Genomic DNA, 18013 nt, shown 5'->3' with positions numbered 1-18013 from the left:
AGGATTAAGACATGAGCACGCAAAACATCAAAAAAATCGTTCTGGCCTACTCAGGCGGTCTGGATACTTCAGCCATCATTCCATGGTTGAAAGAGAACTACGGCGGCTGTGAAGTGGTGGCGTTCGTGGCGAACATTGGCCAGGATCCGGCAGATTTAGAAGGCGTTGAGAAGAAAGCGCTGCAGTCAGGTGCGTCTGAGTGCCACGTGGCCGATCTGCGTGAAGAGTTCATCAGCGAATACGTTTATCCGGTGCTGCAAACTGGCGCACTGTACGAAGGTACTTACCTGCTGGGTACCTCGATGGCGCGTCCGATTATCGCCAAAGCGCAGGTTGAGCTGGCACTGAAAGTCGGTGCAGATGCGCTGTGCCACGGCGCAACCGGTAAAGGTAACGATCAGGTGCGCTTCGAAACCACCTACACCGCGCTGGCACCACAGCTGAAAGTGGTTGCGCCATGGCGTGAATGGGACCTGCGTTCACGTGAGGCGCTGCTGGATTACCTGAAAGAGCGCAATATCCCGACCACCGCGTCGCTGGAAAAAATCTACAGCCGTGATGAGAACGCATGGCACATCTCTACCGAAGGTGGCGTGCTGGAAAGCCCAGCCAATGCTCCGAACAAAGATTGCTGGGTATGGACCGTTGATCCGCTGGAAGCGCCAGATCAGCCAGAAAACGTCACCGTTACCGTCGAGAAAGGTCGCGTTGTCGCAGTGAACGGCGAGAAGCTGAGCCCGTTCCAGTGCCTGGAAAAACTCAACGTGCTGGGTGCGAAACACGGCGTGGGTCGTATCGATATCGTGGAAAACCGTCTGGTAGGCATCAAGTCTCGCGGCTGCTACGAAACCCCGGGCGGCACCATCATGGTGAATGCGCTGCGTGCGGTTGAACAGCTGGTGCTGGATCGCGATAGCTTCAAATGGCGTGAGCAGCTGGGCCATGAAATGTCTTACGTGGTTTACGATGGCCGCTGGTTCGCGCCGCTGCGTAAATCCATCCAGGCCGCTGCTGAATCTCTGGCAGAAGAGGTGAACGGCGAAGTGGTGCTACAGCTGTACAAAGGCCAGGCTACGGCGATTCAGAAAACCTCTGCTAACAGCCTGTATTCAGAAGAGTTCGCTACCTTTGGCGAAGACGAAGTTTACGATCACCGTCACGCGGGCGGCTTTATCCGCTTGTTCTCACTCTCTTCACGCATTCGCGCGCTGAACGAGCAGAAGAAGTAATACCGCGGCAATCGACATAATTTGCAAGGGCGGCTTCGGGCCGCCTTTTCTATAACGGATTCAGGAGTAATTCAGATGGCACTTTGGGGCGGACGTTTTTCGCAGGCAGCAGACCAACGGTTCAAACAGTTCAACGACTCACTGCGTTTTGACTATCGCCTGGCCGAGCAGGACATTACCGGCTCAATTGCCTGGTCAAAAGCGCTGGTAACGGTCAACGTGCTGACCAATGAAGAGCAGCAACAGCTGGAAAGCGCGTTGAATGAACTGCTGGCCGAGGTACGCGCCAATCCTGAGCAGATTCTGCAAAGCGATGCGGAAGATATTCACAGCTGGGTGGAAGGCAAGCTGATCGATAAAGTCGGCGCGCTGGGCAAGAAATTGCACACTGGCCGTAGCCGTAACGATCAGGTCGCGACCGATCTGAAACTGTGGTGCAAAGAGCAGGTTGCCGTGCTGCTGGAGGCGACGCGCGAACTGCAATCAGCGCTGGTCGCCACGGCAGAAGCCAATCAGGACGCGGTGATGCCAGGTTATACGCACCTGCAGCGTGCGCAGCCGGTGACTTTCGCGCATTGGTGCCTGGCGTACGTTGAAATGCTGGCGCGTGACGAGAGCCGTTTGCAGGATGCACTGAAGCGTATGGATGTCAGTCCGCTGGGTTGCGGCGCGCTGGCCGGTACCGCTTACGAGATCGATCGTCAGCAGCTGGCCGGCTGGTTAGGTTTTGCTTCTGCCACGCGTAACAGCCTCGATACCGTTTCCGATCGCGATCACGTGCTGGAGCTGCTGTCCGACGCCTCGATTGGTATGGTGCATCTGTCACGCTTTGCCGAAGACCTGATCTTCTTCAACACCGGTGAAGCGGGCTTCCTTGAGCTCTCTGATAAAGTCACTTCCGGCTCTTCGCTGATGCCGCAGAAGAAAAACCCGGATGCGCTGGAACTGATCCGTGGCAAATGTGGCCGTGTGCAGGGCGCATTGACCGGCATGATGATGACGCTGAAAGGTCTGCCGCTGGCGTACAACAAAGATATGCAGGAAGACAAAGAAGGGCTGTTCGATGCGCTTGATACCTGGCTCGACTGCCTGCATATGTCGGTGCTGGTGCTGGATGGCATTCAGGTAAAACGTCCGCGTTGCCAGGAAGCCGCTGAGCAGGGCTACGCCAACTCTACCGAGCTGGCCGATTATCTGGTGGCAAAAGGCGTTCCGTTCCGCGAAGCGCACCACATTGTCGGTGAAACCGTGGTGGAAGCGATCAAGCAAGGCGTGGCGCTGGAAGCGCTGACTTTGGCGCAGTTGCAGCAGTTCAGCGCGGTGATTGAGGATGACGTGTATCCGATTCTGTCGCTGCAATCCTGTCTCGATAAGCGTAATGCGCAGGGTGGCGTGTCGCCTCAGCAGGTCGCCTTCGCCATCGGCGAAGCGCAGAAGCGTTTAGGTTAATCTCTTCGTAGAGTCGCCATTCATGGCGACCAATAAATCCAACGCAAAAAAAAGCGGGCACCTCTTCGGTAGCCCGCCAACCTCTAGCTTCGGAATTACATTTTGTTATAGGCACATCATCAAGGGCAGGCCACTCCCGGCCAGCACAGTGATTTGTTTTAAGCAGTTTGCAGGTTCTGCTCCAGATCATTTGATGCGCGCATTATTCCCGCTCACGCCTTGATAGGGCCAATCGTTCATTGCTATTCTATCTATCGCCACGGGCTATCGTGGTTTGGAGGATTTCAATGAATATTCGTGATCTCGAATACCTGGTTTCACTTGCGGAGCATCGCCATTTCCGGCGTGCAGCTGACGCATGTCATGTCAGCCAACCCACCTTAAGTGGACAGATTCGTAAGCTGGAAGATGAACTTGGTGTGATGCTGCTGGAGCGTACCAGCCGTAAGGTGTTGTTTACTCAGGCTGGACTGTTGCTGGTGGATCAAGCGCGAACCGTGCTGCGCGAAGTGAAAGTGCTGAAGGAGATGGCGAGCCAACAAGGCGAAGCGATGTCTGGACCGCTGCACATTGGTTTGATTCCAACCACCGGGCCGTATCTGCTGCCGCACATCATTCCGATGCTGCATAAAACCTTCCCCAAACTCGAAATGTACCTGCATGAAGCGCAGACGCAGCAACTGCTGGCACAGCTCGACAGCGGCAAGCTGGACTGCGCCATCGTGGCGTTGGTGAAAGAGAGTGAAGCCTTTATTGAGGTGCCGCTGTTTGATGAGCCAATGACGCTGGCGGTGTATGCCGATCATCCGTGGCGCGATCGCGATCGTGTGCCGATGTCGGATCTGGCCGGTGAGAAATTGCTGATGCTGGAAGATGGGCACTGCCTGCGCGATCAGGCGATGGGCTTCTGCTTCGAAGCCGGTGCCGATGAAGACACGCATTTCCGCGCTACCAGTTTAGAAACGCTGCGTAACATGGTTGCCGCCGGTAGCGGCATTACCTTGCTGCCTGCGCTGTCCGTGCCGAATGAGCGCGAACGTGATGGCGTCTGCTATTTGCCGTGCTACAAGCCTGTTCCACAGCGCACCATTGCGTTGGTCTATCGTCCAGGATCGCCTCTGCGCAGCCGCTATGAGCAGTTGGCAGAAGCAATCAAAACCCACATGAAGGGTTATCTGGATACTTCGTTAAAACAGGCGGTTTAAGCCGTTTAACGCTGCCACACGATAGGCTTCGGCCATGGTGGGATAGTTGAAGGTGGTATTCACGAAGTACTCAATCGTGTTGCCGCCGTTCTTCTGTTCCATGATGGCCTGGCCGATGTGAATGATCTCCGCAGCACGCTCGCCAAAGCAGTGAATCCCTAAAATCTCTTTGGTTTCGCGGTGGAACAGAATTTTCAGGCTGCCGACGTGCATACCAACAATCTGCGCACGCGCCAGATGTTTGAACTGCGCACGACCCACTTCATACGGCACTTTCATCGCTGTCAGTTGCTGTTCGGTTTTACCTACTGAGCTGATCTCCGGAATGGTGTAAATCCCGGTTGGAATATCCTCGATCAGATGCGCGGTGGCTTCACCTTTGATGATTGCCTGCGCGGCGATGCGGCCCTGATCGTAGGCTGCAGAAGCCAGGCTTGGATAACCAATCACGTCACCGACCGCGTAAATATGCGGCAGCGCGGTTTGGTACATGCTGTTCACTTTCAGCAGGCCACGGCCATCCGCTTCCAGTCCCACGTTCTCCAGCGCCAGCGAATCGGTGTTACCGGTTCGACCGTTTGCGTACAACAGGCAATCGGCTTTCACTTTTTTGCCCGATTTAAGGTGAATAATCACCCCGTCATCGACGCCTTCAATCTTCTCGAACTCTTCGTTGTGACGAATCACCACGCCGCTGTTCCAGAAGTGATAGGAGAGGGAATCTGACATCTCCTGATCGAGGAACGCCAGCAGGCGGTCGCGGGTGTTAATCAGGTCAACCTTGACGTTCAGGCCGCGAAAAATCGAGGCATATTCACAGCCAATCACGCCGGCGCCGTAAATGATCACGTGGCCAGGTTCATGGTGCAGGTTGAGGATGGAGTCGGAATCGTAAACGCGTGGATGGGTAAAATCGACATCCGCTGGATGATACGGACGAGAACCGCAGGCAATAACGAATTTCTCGGCGGTTAAGCGCTCGCGGGTGCCGTCGGGTTGTTCCACTTCGATGGTGTTGGCATCAACAAATCGGGCATCGCCCTGATAAAGTTCACAGCGGTTGCGCTCGTAGAACCCCTGACGCATTGCGGTTTGCTGACTGATCACGTTCTCGGTGTGGTTGAGAATGTCGGCGAATGAGGAGCGCAGGAGTCGAGTGTGATCGCTGTAAAGTGGGTTTTGATTGAACTCGATGATACGGCTGACAGCGTGACGCAAGGCTTTGGAAGGGATGGTTCCCCAGTGAGTACAACCGCCGCCGATGTTGTGGTAGCGTTCGATCACTGCAATACGCGCTCCCTGCTTCACCAGCCCCATCGCCGCACCTTCGCCGCCCGGACCGGAGCCAATCACAATGGCATCGTAATCGTAAGACTTTTGCATACCAGTACGTCCTATTTTTTTATCACATTTTTACAACGAGATTCTAACATCTCGCCGCGCACATCTGAATTCTAACAGCGTAAATTGCTGAAGTTTGACAAAGCGTGAGGTTCACAGGCGTTCACAAAGTTTGCACCGCTGTACGCTGAAAAGTTTGTTATAGTGCCTGCCAAATCACCTAAAAGGCCGGGAAAATGGGCGTCAGAGCGCTACAAAAAGAACGTACACGACGTTCACTGATTGAAGCTGCCTTCAGTCAGTTAAGTGCAGAAAGGAGTTTTGCCAGCCTGAGTTTGCGCGAAGTTGCACGCGAAGCGGGGATTGCGCCGACCTCATTTTATCGTCACTTCCGCGATGTCGACGAGCTGGGCTTGACCATGGTGGATGAAAGCGGCTTGATGCTGCGCCAGTTAATGCGTCAGGCGCGCCAGCGTATTGCCAAGGGCGGCAGCATCATCAAAACCTCGGTGGCAACTTTTATGGAGTTCATCGGGAACAATCCCAACGCTTTTCGGCTCTTACTACGCGAGCGCTCCGGAACCTCGGCAGCATTTCGTGCCGCCGTTGCCCGTGAGATTCAGCACTTCATCGCCGAACTGGCCGATTACCTTGAGCTGGAAAATCGCATGCCGCGCAGCTTTACCGAGGCGCAGGCTGAAGCAATGGTAACGATTGTGTTTAGCGCGGGTGCCGAAGCGCTGGACGTTGATATTGAGCAGCGCCGCAAGCTGGAGGATCGATTAGTGCTGCAGCTGCGTATGATCGCCAAAGGCGCTTATTACTGGTATCGCCGGGAGCAAGAGCGCCTGGCAGTTACCCTGGAAAAACCCGAAGAGTAATGTGATAAGGATAATGAAATGATTGAGCAAAACCCACGCGATAAAGGAACGCTTTTATTGGCTTTTATCACCGGTTTAGCGATCAACGGCTCCTTTTCGGTGCTGTTCAGCACGTTTGTTCCCTTTTCTATATTCCCGCTGATCGCGCTTGGCCTCGCGGCCTGGTGTCTGCATCAGCGTTATCTCAACCGCAATATGCCAGACGGTATGCCTTCACTGGCGGCGGCGTTCTTCCTGCTGGGTATTTTGGTTTATAGCGCGCTGGTGCGGGCTGAATATCCGGATATCGGCTCCAACTTCATCCCGACCATTCTGATGGTGGCGCTGGTGTTCTGGATTGGTATGCGTTTCCGCCGTAAAAACCGTAACTAAGACTTCGACTGCTGTTCGGTGCGCATGAATGCGCACCCTACAAAACCTGCACCTGTCGCACGAAATGTATCGTAGGGTCGCCATTCATGGCGACCGATTCATCAGGCCTTGCGCGTCAGCAGCACGCCGCATTCCATATGATGGGTATACGGGAACTGATCGAACAGCGCCAGACGCGTGACATCATGCGTTTCTCCCAGCACCGCAAGGTTGTCGCACAGCGTTTGCGGGTTGCAGGAGATATAAAGGATGCGCGAATACGCCTGCACCATCTTCACGGTTTCCTCATCCAGCCCGCTGCGCGGCGGATCGACAAAAATGGTTTCGCACTGATAGCTCTTCAGGTCGATGCCTTCTAAACGATTGAAGCTGCGCACACCCGTCATCGCCTGGGTAAACTCTTCAGCGGCCATACGAATAATCTGCACGTTATCAATCTGGTTGGCGGCAATGTTGTATTGCGCTGACGCGACCGACGGCTTGGCAATCTCGGTGGCCAGCACGCGGCGGAAGTTACGCGCCAGCGCCAGCGAGAAGTTGCCGTTACCGCAATAGAGTTCCAGCAGATCGCCACGCGAATCCTGCGTCACGTCCAGCGCCCACTCCAGCATCTGAATATTCATCGCCGCGTTTGGCTGGGTGAAGCTGTTCTCCACCTGACGATAAATCATCTCTTTTCCGGCGACCGGCAGGCGCTCATCAACGTAATCGCGATCGAGGCAGATTTTGGTTTTGGTGGCGCGACCAATCAGCTGCACGTCAAAGCCTTCGGCACGCAGGCTTTCGCGCAGGGCGCTGGCGGCGGCGGTCCACTCCTCTTCCAGCTTACGGTGATAGAGCAGCGAGATGACGATCTGGTTGCTCATCGTCGACAGGTAATCGATCTGGAACAGCTTAAAACGCAGCGCGCGGTTGTCGCGGATCGCCGCGATCAGTTTTGGCATCAGCTGGTTGATCAATTCACTGGCCGCCGGGAATTGATCGACGCGGATTCGTTGCTTGGTCTGTTGATCAAAGATGATGTGGTAGAGATCGTCTCCGTCGTGCCAGATGCGGAATTCGGCACGCATCCGATAGTGGCTGACCGGCGAACGGAACACCTCCACGTCGGGCGCAGCAAAGGGCACCATCATCGCCTGTAAGCGGCTGACTTTTTCCGCCAGTTGCGCGTCGTATTGTTCAATCGGGAGCTGTTCGGGTGTCATCTTTAATCCTGGTAATAAGCTGGCTTGCCGGGCGATTGTAGGCATTCAACTGCTGATGTCCAGCCTTGCGGAAAACAAGATGGCTGGAAGTCTGGATTTCCGGCCTTCCTGGCCGTAGACTGCGCCTGCCGGCCTCCTTGAGTTAAAAGGGAATCCAGTGTGAATCTGGAGCTGACGCGCAGCGGTAAAGAATGTCGTGGTGATGGCACTTACAAACACTGTCCAGCCGGATGGGAAGTTTTTCACCATTTATGATTCTCAGCCCGAAGACCTGCCGGTGTGACGTCGCAATACATACGACCATCGCGAGCTATTGGTTGTAGTCGTGCGGCATCCTGCTTCGTCTTTTGGATGCTATAACAATGAAAAAAACACATGCTTCGCTGTTTGCCTTTAGTGCAACGGCGTTGTCTCTCTGGGCGCAATTTGGCTACGCGCAGCAGAATGATGATACGCAAATCGTTACCGCTAACCGCTTCGCACAGCCGGTCTCGTCGGTGCTGGCTTCGACTTCTGTTGTTACCCGCGACGAGATCGATCAGTGGCAATCTAAGAACCTGCTGGAAGTGTTGCGTCGCTTGCCGGGCGTGGATATCGCGCAAAGCGGCGGCATTGGGCAAAGCGCTTCTATGTATGTGCGAGGTTCGGAAGCGCGTCATACGCTGATTCTGGTTGATGGCGTGCCGTTCTCTAAACCGGGTATCACCGGCGTTGCTGACTTTAACCAAATCCCTGTTTCTATTATCCAGCGCGTTGAGTTTATTCGCGGCCCGCGCTCTGCCGTTTACGGCGCTGATGCGATTGGCGGCGTGGTGAATGTCATTACGCAAAACCCGAATAATCAAAACTCGCTGACGGCTGGCTTTGGTTCGAAGGGGTATCAGGAATACAGCGGCGGCATCAATCAAAATGTCACGGACCAGACGCGCGTAACGGTGGCGGGTTCTTATCAGGCCACCAATGGCTACAACGTTCAGCCGGGCTCAACATCGCCAACCGATCGCGACCGTGATGGCTGGCGCAATAAGGCGTTCTGGGCCGGAGTTGATCACAAGTTTAATGATGCGTTCTCTGGCTTCTTCCGTGGTTACGGTTACGCCGCTAACTCAGATTACGATGCGGGTTACGTCGGTGGTCAGGATGAGCAACAGATCTACAATCACTCGTTCGATACCGGTCTGCGCTTTAATAAAGAGGATTACTCCTCGCAGCTGACCGCCAGCTATCAAAAGTACAAAATCTACAACTACGTTGGATCTGACGGCCGCTATGCGGATTCCAATAGTCTGGATGACATGGAGCAGCGCAACCTGCAATGGGGTAACACCTTTGCGGTGGGACATGGCATGGTCAGCGCGGGCCTGGATTGGCAGCAGCAGAAACTGAGCTCGGTTGGACAACTCTATTCTGGCGCACCGCGTGATGAAGATGGCTACAAGCAAGACAACACAGGTGCTTACCTGACGGCTCAGCAGCAGTTTGGCAATGTCACCCTCGAAGGTTCGGCGCGTGGCGATGATAATGAAGACTTTGGCCGTCATGGCACCTGGCAAACGGCTGCGGGTTGGGAGTTTGTACCGGGCTACAAAGCTTCACTCTCTTACGGTACGGGTTTCCAGGCGCCGACATTAGGTCAGCTTTATGGCCTGAAGCGTTTTGGTATCAGCTCTAATCCCGATCTCAATCCTGAGAAATCAAAACAGTGGGAAGCCGCGCTGGAAGGTTTAACCGGTCCGGTTAATTGGCGTGTTGCGGCGTATCACAATAAAGTCAGCAATCTCATTACCTACGCTTCTGATCCTGTGACTTTTGAGGGCGGCTATTACAATGAAAAAGCCGTTACGCTGAAAGGTATTGAAGCCACCGCTGATTTTGATACCAGCTTCCTTCATCACCAGATCACCTTGGGTTATCTGGATGCTCGTCGTGATTCAGACGGTGAAACGCTGGCGCGTCGTGCGCGTGAGCAAGCCAAATATCAGCTGGGTATGACGGTGTATGACTTTGATATTGATGTCATCTACCAGTACTTCGGTAAGCGCTACGATAACAACACCAGCGAATATGCCAGCGAGCAGCGTCGTTTATCGAGTTACAGCACGGTAGATCTCGCTGTCTCGTATCCGGTCACATCACAGCTCACCGTTCGTGGTAGAATTGCCAACCTGTTCGATAAAGATTATGAGACAGCGTATGGCTATCCAACTCCAGGAACGGAGTATTACCTCAGCGCCAGCTACAGCTTCTGATCTGCGTCCCACCGTGCTGGTGTTTGACTCCGGCGTGGGTGGGCTGTCTGTTTATGATGAGGTCCGGCATCTACTGCCGGATCTTCACTATCTCTACGCCTTCGATAATGAAGGTTTCCCGTACGGCGAAAAATCCGAAGACTTTATTGTCGAGCGTGTAGTGGCGGTGGTGACGGCTATCACTCAGCGTTTCCCGCTTGCGCTGGTGATCATCGCCTGTAACTCGGCCAGTACCATCTCTTTGCCGGCTCTGCGTGAGCGCTTTGAATTCCCGGTTGTGGGTGTGGTGCCTGCGATTAAACCTGCTGCGCGTCTGACGCGTAACGGCGTGGTGGGATTGCTGGCCACCCGTGGCACGGTGAAACGTCCTTATACGCATGAGTTGGTGGCGCAATTTGCCCGAGACTGCAAAATCGAAATGCTCGGTTCTGCTGAGCTGGTGGAACTGGCGGAAGCCAAGCTGCATGGCGAAGATGTTGAATTGGCCGATGTCCGCCGCGCTGTGCAACCCTGGCTACGTATGAAAGAGCCGCCCGATACCGTGGTTCTCGGCTGTACGCATTTCCCTTTATTACGTGATGAGCTGCAATTGGTACTGCCGGAAGGGACAAGGTTGGTGGATTCGGGCGCTGCTATCGCGCGTCGTACCGTTTGGTTATTAGAGCATGAAGCACCGCAGGCGGTTTCGTCCGGGCAGAATTTAGCGTTCTGTACGCGTATGGATGATGAAGTGACGAAATTATCACCGATTTTGCAGCGTTATGGCTTCCCGTTGCTGGAAAAATTAGCAGTTTAGTGGCGTTTCGACGAAAAAATCAGCACTCGGAAATTAATTTGAAATTAGCACTTGTCAGTCCCGAAGAAATCCCTATACTGCGCCTCCACTGACACGGAACAACGGCTTACGAAGCGATGTGTTCAGGAGGTGGCCTTCACGGCAACCTTCAGAAAAGCAAAAATAAATGCTTGACTGAGAATGCGGAAAGCGTAATATACGCATCCCGCGCCGCTAGAGAAATCGCGGCATGCTCTTTAACAATTTATCAGACAATCTGTGTGGGCACTCGCAGGATTGATATCAGCGTCTCCGGACGTAAAAAATATCAAAGCCTCACGAGTGAACACATAATGAAATTCATTATGACGTTTTACAGATGAGCATCGCTGAACCTGTTTCAGCAAATCAAACTTAAATTGAAGAGTTTGATCATGGCTCAGATTGAACGCTGGCGGCAGGCCTAACACATGCAAGTCGAACGGTAGCACAGAGAGCTTGCTCTTGGGTGACGAGTGGCGGACGGGTGAGTAATGTCTGGGAAACTGCCCGATGGAGGGGGATAACTACTGGAAACGGTAGCTAATACCGCATAACGTCGCAAGACCAAAGTGGGGGACCTTCGGGCCTCACACCATCGGATGTGCCCAGATGGGATTAGCTAGTAGGTGGGGTAATGGCTCACCTAGGCGACGATCCCTAGCTGGTCTGAGAGGATGACCAGCCACACTGGAACTGAGACACGGTCCAGACTCCTACGGGAGGCAGCAGTGGGGAATATTGCACAATGGGCGCAAGCCTGATGCAGCCATGCCGCGTGTATGAAGAAGGCCTTCGGGTTGTAAAGTACTTTCAGCGGGGAGGAAGGCGGTGGAGTTAATAACTTCACCGATTGACGTTACCCGCAGAAGAAGCACCGGCTAACTCCGTGCCAGCAGCCGCGGTAATACGGAGGGTGCAAGCGTTAATCGGAATTACTGGGCGTAAAGCGCACGCAGGCGGTCTGTCAAGTCGGATGTGAAATCCCCGGGCTTAACCTGGGAACTGCATTCGAAACTGGCAGGCTAGAGTCTTGTAGAGGGGGGTAGAATTCCAGGTGTAGCGGTGAAATGCGTAGAGATCTGGAGGAATACCGGTGGCGAAGGCGGCCCCCTGGACAAAGACTGACGCTCAGGTGCGAAAGCGTGGGGAGCAAACAGGATTAGATACCCTGGTAGTCCACGCCGTAAACGATGTCGACTTGGAGGTTGTTCCCTTGAGGAGTGGCTTCCGGAGCTAACGCGTTAAGTCGACCGCCTGGGGAGTACGGCCGCAAGGTTAAAACTCAAATGAATTGACGGGGGCCCGCACAAGCGGTGGAGCATGTGGTTTAATTCGATGCAACGCGAAGAACCTTACCTACTCTTGACATCCAGAGAACTTAGCAGAGATGCTTTGGTGCCTTCGGGAACTCTGAGACAGGTGCTGCATGGCTGTCGTCAGCTCGTGTTGTGAAATGTTGGGTTAAGTCCCGCAACGAGCGCAACCCTTATCCTTTGTTGCCAGCGGTTCGGCCGGGAACTCAAAGGAGACTGCCAGTGATAAACTGGAGGAAGGTGGGGATGACGTCAAGTCATCATGGCCCTTACGAGTAGGGCTACACACGTGCTACAATGGCGCATACAAAGAGAAGCGACCTCGCGAGAGCAAGCGGACCTCATAAAGTGCGTCGTAGTCCGGATCGGAGTCTGCAACTCGACTCCGTGAAGTCGGAATCGCTAGTAATCGTAGATCAGAATGCTACGGTGAATACGTTCCCGGGCCTTGTACACACCGCCCGTCACACCATGGGAGTGGGTTGCAAAAGAAGTAGGTAGCTTAACCTTCGGGAGGGCGCTTACCACTTTGTGATTCATGACTGGGGTGAAGTCGTAACAAGGTAACCGTAGGGGAACCTGCGGTTGGATCACCTCCTTACCTGAAGATACCTTCCCGCGTAGTGCTCACACAGATTGTCTGATAGAAAGTAACGAGCAGAAAAAACCTCTACAGGCTTGTAGCTCAGGTGGTTAGAGCGCACCCCTGATAAGGGTGAGGTCGGTGGTTCAAGTCCACTCAGGCCTACCAAATTTCTCCTCATGCTGCGTTAAAGCGCCGCTCGTATAGTGAACTATACGTCGCGACACTTTGCCTTGCCTGAAAAGAAATTACCGTTTGTCGAAAACGGAACTCCTGGTGAGTGGTAGTAGTGGTCTCTGCAGTAACTGTATGGGGCTATAGCTCAGCTGGGAGAGCGCCTGCCTTGCACGCAGGAGGTCAGCGGTTCGATCCCGCTTAGCTCCACCATTACAGTGACTCAAAACAATACTTCAGAGCGTACCGGAAACGGTGTGCTGCGAAGTATTATGCTCTTTAACAATCCGGAACAAGCTGAAAATTGAAACGACGTATCGTATTCATTCTCCGTAATAAGAATGAAGCTGCGATATGTTCGAGTCTCTCAAATGCTTGCAGTCTGCAGCGTTGCAAAACGCCTGTGGGTTGTGAGGTTAAGCGACTAAGCGTACACGGTGGATGCCCTGGCAGTCAGAGGCGATGAAGGACGTGCTAATCTGCGTAAAGCGTCGGTAAGGTGATATGAACCGCTACAGCCGACGATGTCCGAATGGGGAAACCCGGTGCACTCAGTGCATCATCGCAACATGAATACATAGTGTTGCGAGGCGAACCTGGGGAACTGAAACATCTAAGTACCCAGAGGAAAAGAAATCAACCGAGATTCCCCCAGTAGCGGCGAGCGAACGGGGAACAGCCCAGAACCTGAATCAGTTTGTGCGTTAGTGGAAGCGTCTGGAAAGTCGCGCGATACCGGGTGATAGCCCCGTACACGAAAGTGCACATACTGTGAGTTCGAAGAGTAGGGCGGGACACGTGGTATCCTGTCTGAATATGGGGGGACCATCCTCCAAGGCTAAATACTCCTGACTGACCGATAGTGAACCAGTACCGTGAGGGAAAGGCGAAAAGAACCCCGGCGAGGGGAGTGAAACAGAACCTGAAACCGTGTACGTACAAGCAGTGGGAGCCTCATTTATGGGGTGACTGCGTACCTTTTGTATAATGGGTCAGCGACTTATATTCTGTAGCAAGGTTAACCGTATAGGGGAGCCGCAGGGAAACCGAGTCTTAACTGGGCGTTAAGTTGCAGGGTATAGACCCGAAACCCGGTGATCTAGCCATGGGCAGGTTGAAGGTTGGGTAACACTAACTGGAGGACCGAACCGACTAATGTTGAAAAATTAGCGGATGACTTGTGGCTGGGGGTGAAAGGCCAATCAAACCGGGAGATAGCTGGTTCTCCCCGAAAGCTATTTAGGTAGCGCCTCGTGAACTCATCTTCGGGGGTAGAGCACTGTTTCGGCTAGGGGGCCATCCCGGCTTACCAACCCGATGCAAACTGCGAATACCGAAGAATGTTATCACGGGAGACACACGGCGGGTGCTAACGTCCGTCGTGAAGAGGGAAACAACCCAGACCGCCAGCTAAGGTCCCAAAGTCATGGTTAAGTGGGAAACGATGTGGGAAGGCACAGACAGCCAGGATGTTGGCTTAGAAGCAGCCATCATTTAAAGAAAGCGTAATAGCTCACTGGTCGAGTCGGCCTGCGCGGAAGATGTAACGGGGCTAAACCATGCACCGAAGCTGCGGCAGCGACGCTTAGGCGTTGTTGGGTAGGGGAGCGTTCTGTAAGCCGTTGAAGGTGTCCTGTGAGGGGTGCTGGAGGTATCAGAAGTGCGAATGCTGACATAAGTAACGATAAAGCGGGTGAAAAGCCCGCTCGCCGGAAGACCAAGGGTTCCTGTTCAACGTTAATCGGAGCAGGGTGAGTCGACCCCTAAGGCGAGGCTGAAAAGCGTAGTCGATGGGAAGCAGGTTAATATTCCTGCACTTGGTGTTACTGCGAAGGGGGGACGGAGAAGGCTAGGTTATCCGGGCGACGGTTGTCCCGGTTTAAGCGTGTAGGCTGATATCTTTGGTAAATCCGGGATATCTTAAGGCTGAGGCGTGATGACGAGCCACCACGGTGGTGAAGTAACTGATGCCCTGCTTCCAGGAAAAGCCTCTAAGCTCCAGGTAACACGAAATCGTACCCCAAACCGACACAGGTGGTCAGGTAGAGAATACCAAGGCGCTTGAGAGAACTCGGGTGAAGGAACTAGGCAAAATGGTGCCGTAACTTCGGGAGAAGGCACGCTGTCATCAGGTGAAGTCCCTCGCGGATGGAGCCGAAGGCAGTCGAAGATACCAGCTGGCTGCAACTGTTTATTAAAAACACAGCACTGTGCAAACACGAAAGTGGACGTATACGGTGTGACGCCTGCCCGGTGCCGGAAGGTTAATTGATGGGGTTATCCGCAAGGAGAAGCTCTTGATCGAAGCCCCGGTAAACGGCGGCCGTAACTATAACGGTCCTAAGGTAGCGAAATTCCTTGTCGGGTAAGTTCCGACCTGCACGAATGGCGTAATGATGGCCAGGCTGTCTCCACCCGAGACTCAGTGAAATTGAAATCGCTGTGAAGATGCAGTGTACCCGCGGCAAGACGGAAAGACCCCGTGAACCTTTACTATAGCTTGACACTGAACATTGAGCCTTGATGTGTAGGATAGGTGGGAGGCTTTGAAGCGTGGACGCCAGTCTGCGTGGAGCCAACCTTGAAATACCACCCTTTAATGTTTGATGTTCTAACGTAGGCCCGTAATCCGGGCTGCGGACAGTGTCTGGTGGGTAGTTTGACTGGGGCGGTCTCCTCCCAAAGAGTAACGGAGGAGCACGAAGGTTGGCTAATCCTGGTCGGACATCAGGAGGTTAGTGCAATGGCATAAGCCAGCTTGACTGCGAGAGTGACGGCTCGAGCAGGTGCGAAAGCAGGTCATAGTGATCCGGTGGTTCTGAATGGAAGGGCCATCGCTCAACGGATAAAAGGTACTCCGGGGATAACAGGCTGATACCGCCCAAGAGTTCATATCGACGGCGGTGTTTGGCACCTCGATGTCGGCTCATCACATCCTGGGGCTGAAGTAGGTCCCAAGGGTACGGCTGTTCGCCGTTTAAAGTGGTACGCGAGCTGGGTTTAGAACGTCGTGAGACAGTTCGGTCCCTATCTGCCGTGGGCGCTGGAGAATTGAGGGGGGTTGCTCCTAGTACGAGAGGACCGGAGTGAACGCACCACTGGTGTTCGGGTTGTCATGCCAATGGCATTGCCCGGTAGCTAAGTGCGGAAAAGATAAGTGCTGAAAGCATCTAAGCACGAAACTTGCCCCGAGATGAGTTCTCCCTGACTCCTTGAGAGTCCTGAAGGGACGTTGAAGACTACGACGTTGATAGGCCGGATGTGTAAGCGCAGCGATGCGTTGAGCTAACCGGTACTAATGACCCGTGAGGCTTAACCTTACAACGCCAGAGGCGTTTTGGTCTGAGAGACCGGATATTTTCAGCTTGTTTACGGATTAAAGAATCAGCGGAAGCGGATGTTATTCGTTTTTGCACAAAGAATTTGCCTGGCGGCTTTAGCGCGGTGGTCCCACCTGACCCCATGCCGAACTCAGAAGTGAAACGCCGTAGCGCCGATGGTAGTGTGGGGTCTCCCCATGCGAGAGTAGGGAACTGCCAGGCATCAATTTAAGACCCGTTACCGGGTCGTGACCTTCCCCGTGACGCGGGAAGGGCGAAACACCTGAAATCAGAACGATTATCTGATATCAGTACAGAATCGGTGGAGCGGTAGTTCAGTTGGTTAGAATACCTGCCTGTCACGCAGGGGGTCGCGGGTTCGAGCCCCGTCCGTTCCGCCACCCTAATTAGGGGCGTAGTTCAATTGGTAGAGCACCGGTCTCCAAAACCGGGTGTTGGGGGTTCGAGTCCCTCCGCCCCTGCCAGAAAATAATCCTTTGCTTCGGCAAAGGATTTTTTTTGTCCAAAATTCGGCAGTGAAATGAGTTTGAGTTTCACTGCGATCCACTCAAACTCCCTCATTTATTATCTTATTGTGTCAAAACCGGATATTTAAGCAGCTGACGAATGTGACTTTGCTGATCGCTATTCTGCAGCCACACCGCATATAATGGTCGCACGGCGACGGGTGTATCTGGAATAACCATCAAATCACTATAAATGCCGTGCCAAAAATCAGGTAAAAATGCACAAGCACCAGTAGTGTGTAGTAATTCGCGCGTCAAATGTGCCGATGTCGTGGTTAATACGGGGACATCATCACTGGACAGATAACTTTCATGCTGATGAAAATCAGCGCCCCATTCCAGCTTGATATAGTCATATTTTTCACGTTTCTCAGTTTTGCGCGCCCGGAATAATGCGAGCGAAATATGACCTATTTGCTGGCTGGTTAACTCATCCATTTTTGGTGCTTCGGTAGTGATCAACAGGTCCAACTGACGTTCATGCAACTGCTTAACCAGCAAATGTCGTTGGGCGATGCGTGCCTCAAGATGGAGGCTTTCGCGATTCTCATAAAGTGTTTGCAACCAAGGAGTTAAATACGCTTCCCAAAGAGATGCGCTACCTCCTATCGAAAGCTCATGATGCTGCTGTGTATGTGAAACTTCCTTTTTGGCCATCAGCCAGGTACTCATCAAGCTTTCGGCATAGGGCAATAAACGCTCGCCCGCTGAAGTCAGCCGGATGTTATTACGGTGACGAGTAAAAAGGTTTACGCCCAGCTGGTTTTCCAGCTGACGAATGCGAAAACTAACGGCAGATTGCGTGAGGTAAAGCGCTTCAGCAGCACGCCCGAAATGGCGTGTTCTGCTCACTTCGAGGAAAGTTTTCAGTAATTCCGTATCCACTGCATTCTCCCAAAAATTGTTTGTCGTACTGATTTAAATGTTTTGTTTTACACTCTGTCAAGCCTATCTAATACTCCGCGCCATAAATAGCACGGCCATATGAGAGTCAGGAGCGTGTAAAATGGCGGATAGCTTCGCAACAACGAATCGTTTCTTTGATAACAAACATTACCCACGTGGTTTTTCGCGTCATGGTGATTTCACCATTAAAGAAGCTCAGCTTCTGGAGCGCCACGGTTACGCCTTTAATGAACTGGATCTCGCTAAGCGTGAACCCATTACAGAAGAAGAGCGTTCATTTTTAGAAGTATGTCGTGGTCTTCGTGAGCCGCAAACGGAAGCTGAACGTGTATGGTCGAAATATACCGCACGTATCAAGCGACCTAAGCGTTTCCACACGCTTTCTGGCGGCAAGCCGCAGATGGACACGGTGGAAGATTTTAGCGATAGCGATGATTAAGAA

Annotated in this window: 11 protein-coding genes, 4 tRNA genes, 3 rRNA genes and 1 riboswitch; of the genes, 15 read left to right on the top strand and 3 right to left on the bottom strand. The window is 53.2% G+C overall.

Features of this window, described 5'->3' with window-relative positions:
* The first annotated feature begins 11 nt into the window (after positions 1-11).
* The 3 genes from ACXIZX_RS18555 to oxyR all read left to right on the top strand — a co-directional run bounded on the left by ACXIZX_RS18555 (position 12) and on the right by oxyR (position 3883).
* Positions 12-1229, top strand: coding sequence for an argininosuccinate synthase (locus ACXIZX_RS18555; protein WP_179453191.1), 1218 nt, complete (start codon positions 12-14; stop codon positions 1227-1229).
* Between the two features lie 75 nt (positions 1230-1304).
* Entirely contained in the window at positions 1305-2678 is a 1374-nt protein-coding gene (argH, locus tag ACXIZX_RS18550) for an argininosuccinate lyase (protein WP_179453192.1), read from the top strand.
* A gap of 287 nt (positions 2679-2965) precedes the next feature.
* Positions 2966-3883, top strand: a complete 918-nt coding sequence (gene oxyR / locus ACXIZX_RS18545) for a DNA-binding transcriptional regulator OxyR (protein ID WP_008109652.1) — start codon at positions 2966-2968, stop codon at positions 3881-3883.
* On the opposite strand, the gene sthA is transcribed toward oxyR, so the two are convergent.
* Positions 3866-5266 carry a Si-specific NAD(P)(+) transhydrogenase gene (sthA, locus tag ACXIZX_RS18540; RefSeq protein ID WP_008109650.1) on the bottom strand — a complete coding sequence of 467 codons (1401 nt, stop codon included), beginning with the start codon at positions 5264-5266 and terminating at the stop codon, positions 3866-3868. The genes oxyR and sthA overlap by 18 nt on opposite strands.
* Positions 5267-5460: 194 nt before the next feature.
* On the opposite strand from sthA, the gene fabR reads away from it, so the two are divergent.
* Entirely contained in the window at positions 5461-6105 is a 645-nt protein-coding gene (fabR, locus tag ACXIZX_RS18535) for an HTH-type transcriptional repressor FabR (protein WP_008109648.1), read from the top strand.
* Positions 6106-6123: 18 nt separating this feature from the next.
* Positions 6124-6477 carry a YijD family membrane protein gene (locus ACXIZX_RS18530; RefSeq protein ID WP_008109647.1) on the top strand — a complete coding sequence of 118 codons (354 nt, stop codon included), beginning with the start codon at positions 6124-6126 and terminating at the stop codon, positions 6475-6477.
* Between the two features lie 101 nt (positions 6478-6578).
* On the opposite strand, the gene trmA is transcribed toward ACXIZX_RS18530, so the two are convergent.
* Entirely contained in the window at positions 6579-7682 is a 1104-nt protein-coding gene (trmA, locus tag ACXIZX_RS18525) for a tRNA (uridine(54)-C5)-methyltransferase TrmA (protein WP_179453193.1), read from the bottom strand.
* A 112-nt stretch (positions 7683-7794) separates the two neighbouring features.
* Positions 7795-7976: riboswitch (cobalamin riboswitch) on the top strand.
* 68 nt (positions 7977-8044) lie between these two features.
* Between trmA and btuB the strand changes: the two genes are divergently transcribed.
* The 9 genes from btuB (at position 8045) to ACXIZX_RS18480 (ending at position 16623) form a co-directional block, all read left to right on the top strand.
* Positions 8045-9931 (top strand): TonB-dependent vitamin B12 receptor BtuB, encoded by a 1887-nt coding sequence (gene btuB, locus ACXIZX_RS18520; RefSeq protein WP_061720273.1) that lies wholly within the window; start codon positions 8045-8047, stop codon positions 9929-9931.
* The gene (gene murI / locus ACXIZX_RS18515) at positions 9876-10727 is read left to right on the top strand and encodes a glutamate racemase (protein ID WP_008109644.1); all 852 of its coding nucleotides are present in this window, start codon (positions 9876-9878) and stop codon (positions 10725-10727) included. Before btuB ends, murI begins: the two co-directional genes overlap by 56 nt.
* A gap of 395 nt (positions 10728-11122) precedes the next feature.
* A 16S ribosomal RNA gene (locus ACXIZX_RS18510) occupies positions 11123-12662 on the top strand.
* 73 nt (positions 12663-12735) lie between these two features.
* A tRNA-Ile gene (locus tag ACXIZX_RS18505) sits at positions 12736-12812 on the top strand.
* A 143-nt stretch (positions 12813-12955) separates the two neighbouring features.
* Positions 12956-13031 (top strand) — tRNA-Ala (locus ACXIZX_RS18500).
* A gap of 201 nt (positions 13032-13232) precedes the next feature.
* Positions 13233-16138: ribosomal RNA gene (locus ACXIZX_RS18495) — 23S ribosomal RNA — on the top strand.
* Between the two features lie 106 nt (positions 16139-16244).
* Positions 16245-16360, top strand: a 5S ribosomal RNA gene (rrf, locus tag ACXIZX_RS18490).
* The 16S, 23S and 5S rRNA genes sit together here with 4 tRNA genes alongside, the layout of an rRNA operon.
* A gap of 102 nt (positions 16361-16462) precedes the next feature.
* Positions 16463-16539 (top strand) — tRNA-Asp (locus tag ACXIZX_RS18485).
* Positions 16540-16547: 8 nt separating this feature from the next.
* A tRNA-Trp gene (locus ACXIZX_RS18480) sits at positions 16548-16623 on the top strand.
* A 105-nt stretch (positions 16624-16728) separates the two neighbouring features.
* Here ACXIZX_RS18480 and hdfR read toward each other — a convergent pair.
* Positions 16729-17550: an HTH-type transcriptional regulator HdfR gene (gene hdfR / locus ACXIZX_RS18475; protein ID WP_008106614.1), complete on the bottom strand. Its 822-nt coding sequence runs from the start codon at positions 17548-17550 to the stop codon at positions 16729-16731.
* 121 nt (positions 17551-17671) lie between these two features.
* Between hdfR and ACXIZX_RS18470 the strand changes: the two genes are divergently transcribed.
* Positions 17672-18010, top strand: a complete 339-nt coding sequence (locus tag ACXIZX_RS18470) for a MaoP family protein (protein WP_008106616.1) — start codon at positions 17672-17674, stop codon at positions 18008-18010.
* Positions 18011-18013: the final 3 nt, after the last annotated feature.

The organism is Candidatus Pantoea symbiotica (assembly GCF_056491525.1).
The sequence above is the reverse complement of the archived record's forward strand: the minus strand, read 5'-3'. Positions and strand labels throughout refer to the sequence as shown.

What these genes read in the sequence shown, in the direction of transcription:
- sthA (WP_008109650.1), bottom strand. Translation starts at nt 5,266, where the DNA reads ATGCAAAAGTCTTACGATTACGATGCCATTGTGATTGGCTCCGGTCCG.
- fabR (WP_008109648.1), top strand. Translation starts at nt 5,461, where the DNA reads ATGGGCGTCAGAGCGCTACAAAAAGAACGTACACGACGTTCACTGATT.
- ACXIZX_RS18555 (WP_179453191.1), top strand. Translation starts at nt 12, where the DNA reads ATGAGCACGCAAAACATCAAAAAAATCGTTCTGGCCTACTCAGGCGGT.
- trmA (WP_179453193.1), bottom strand. Translation starts at nt 7,682, where the DNA reads ATGACACCCGAACAGCTCCCGATTGAACAATACGACGCGCAACTGGCG.
- ACXIZX_RS18530 (WP_008109647.1), top strand. Translation starts at nt 6,124, where the DNA reads ATGATTGAGCAAAACCCACGCGATAAAGGAACGCTTTTATTGGCTTTT.
- argH (WP_179453192.1), top strand. Translation starts at nt 1,305, where the DNA reads ATGGCACTTTGGGGCGGACGTTTTTCGCAGGCAGCAGACCAACGGTTC.
- btuB (WP_061720273.1), top strand. Translation starts at nt 8,045, where the DNA reads ATGAAAAAAACACATGCTTCGCTGTTTGCCTTTAGTGCAACGGCGTTG.
- murI (WP_008109644.1), top strand. Translation starts at nt 9,876, where the DNA reads ATGGCTATCCAACTCCAGGAACGGAGTATTACCTCAGCGCCAGCTACA.
- ACXIZX_RS18470 (WP_008106616.1), top strand. Translation starts at nt 17,672, where the DNA reads ATGGCGGATAGCTTCGCAACAACGAATCGTTTCTTTGATAACAAACAT.
- oxyR (WP_008109652.1), top strand. Translation starts at nt 2,966, where the DNA reads ATGAATATTCGTGATCTCGAATACCTGGTTTCACTTGCGGAGCATCGC.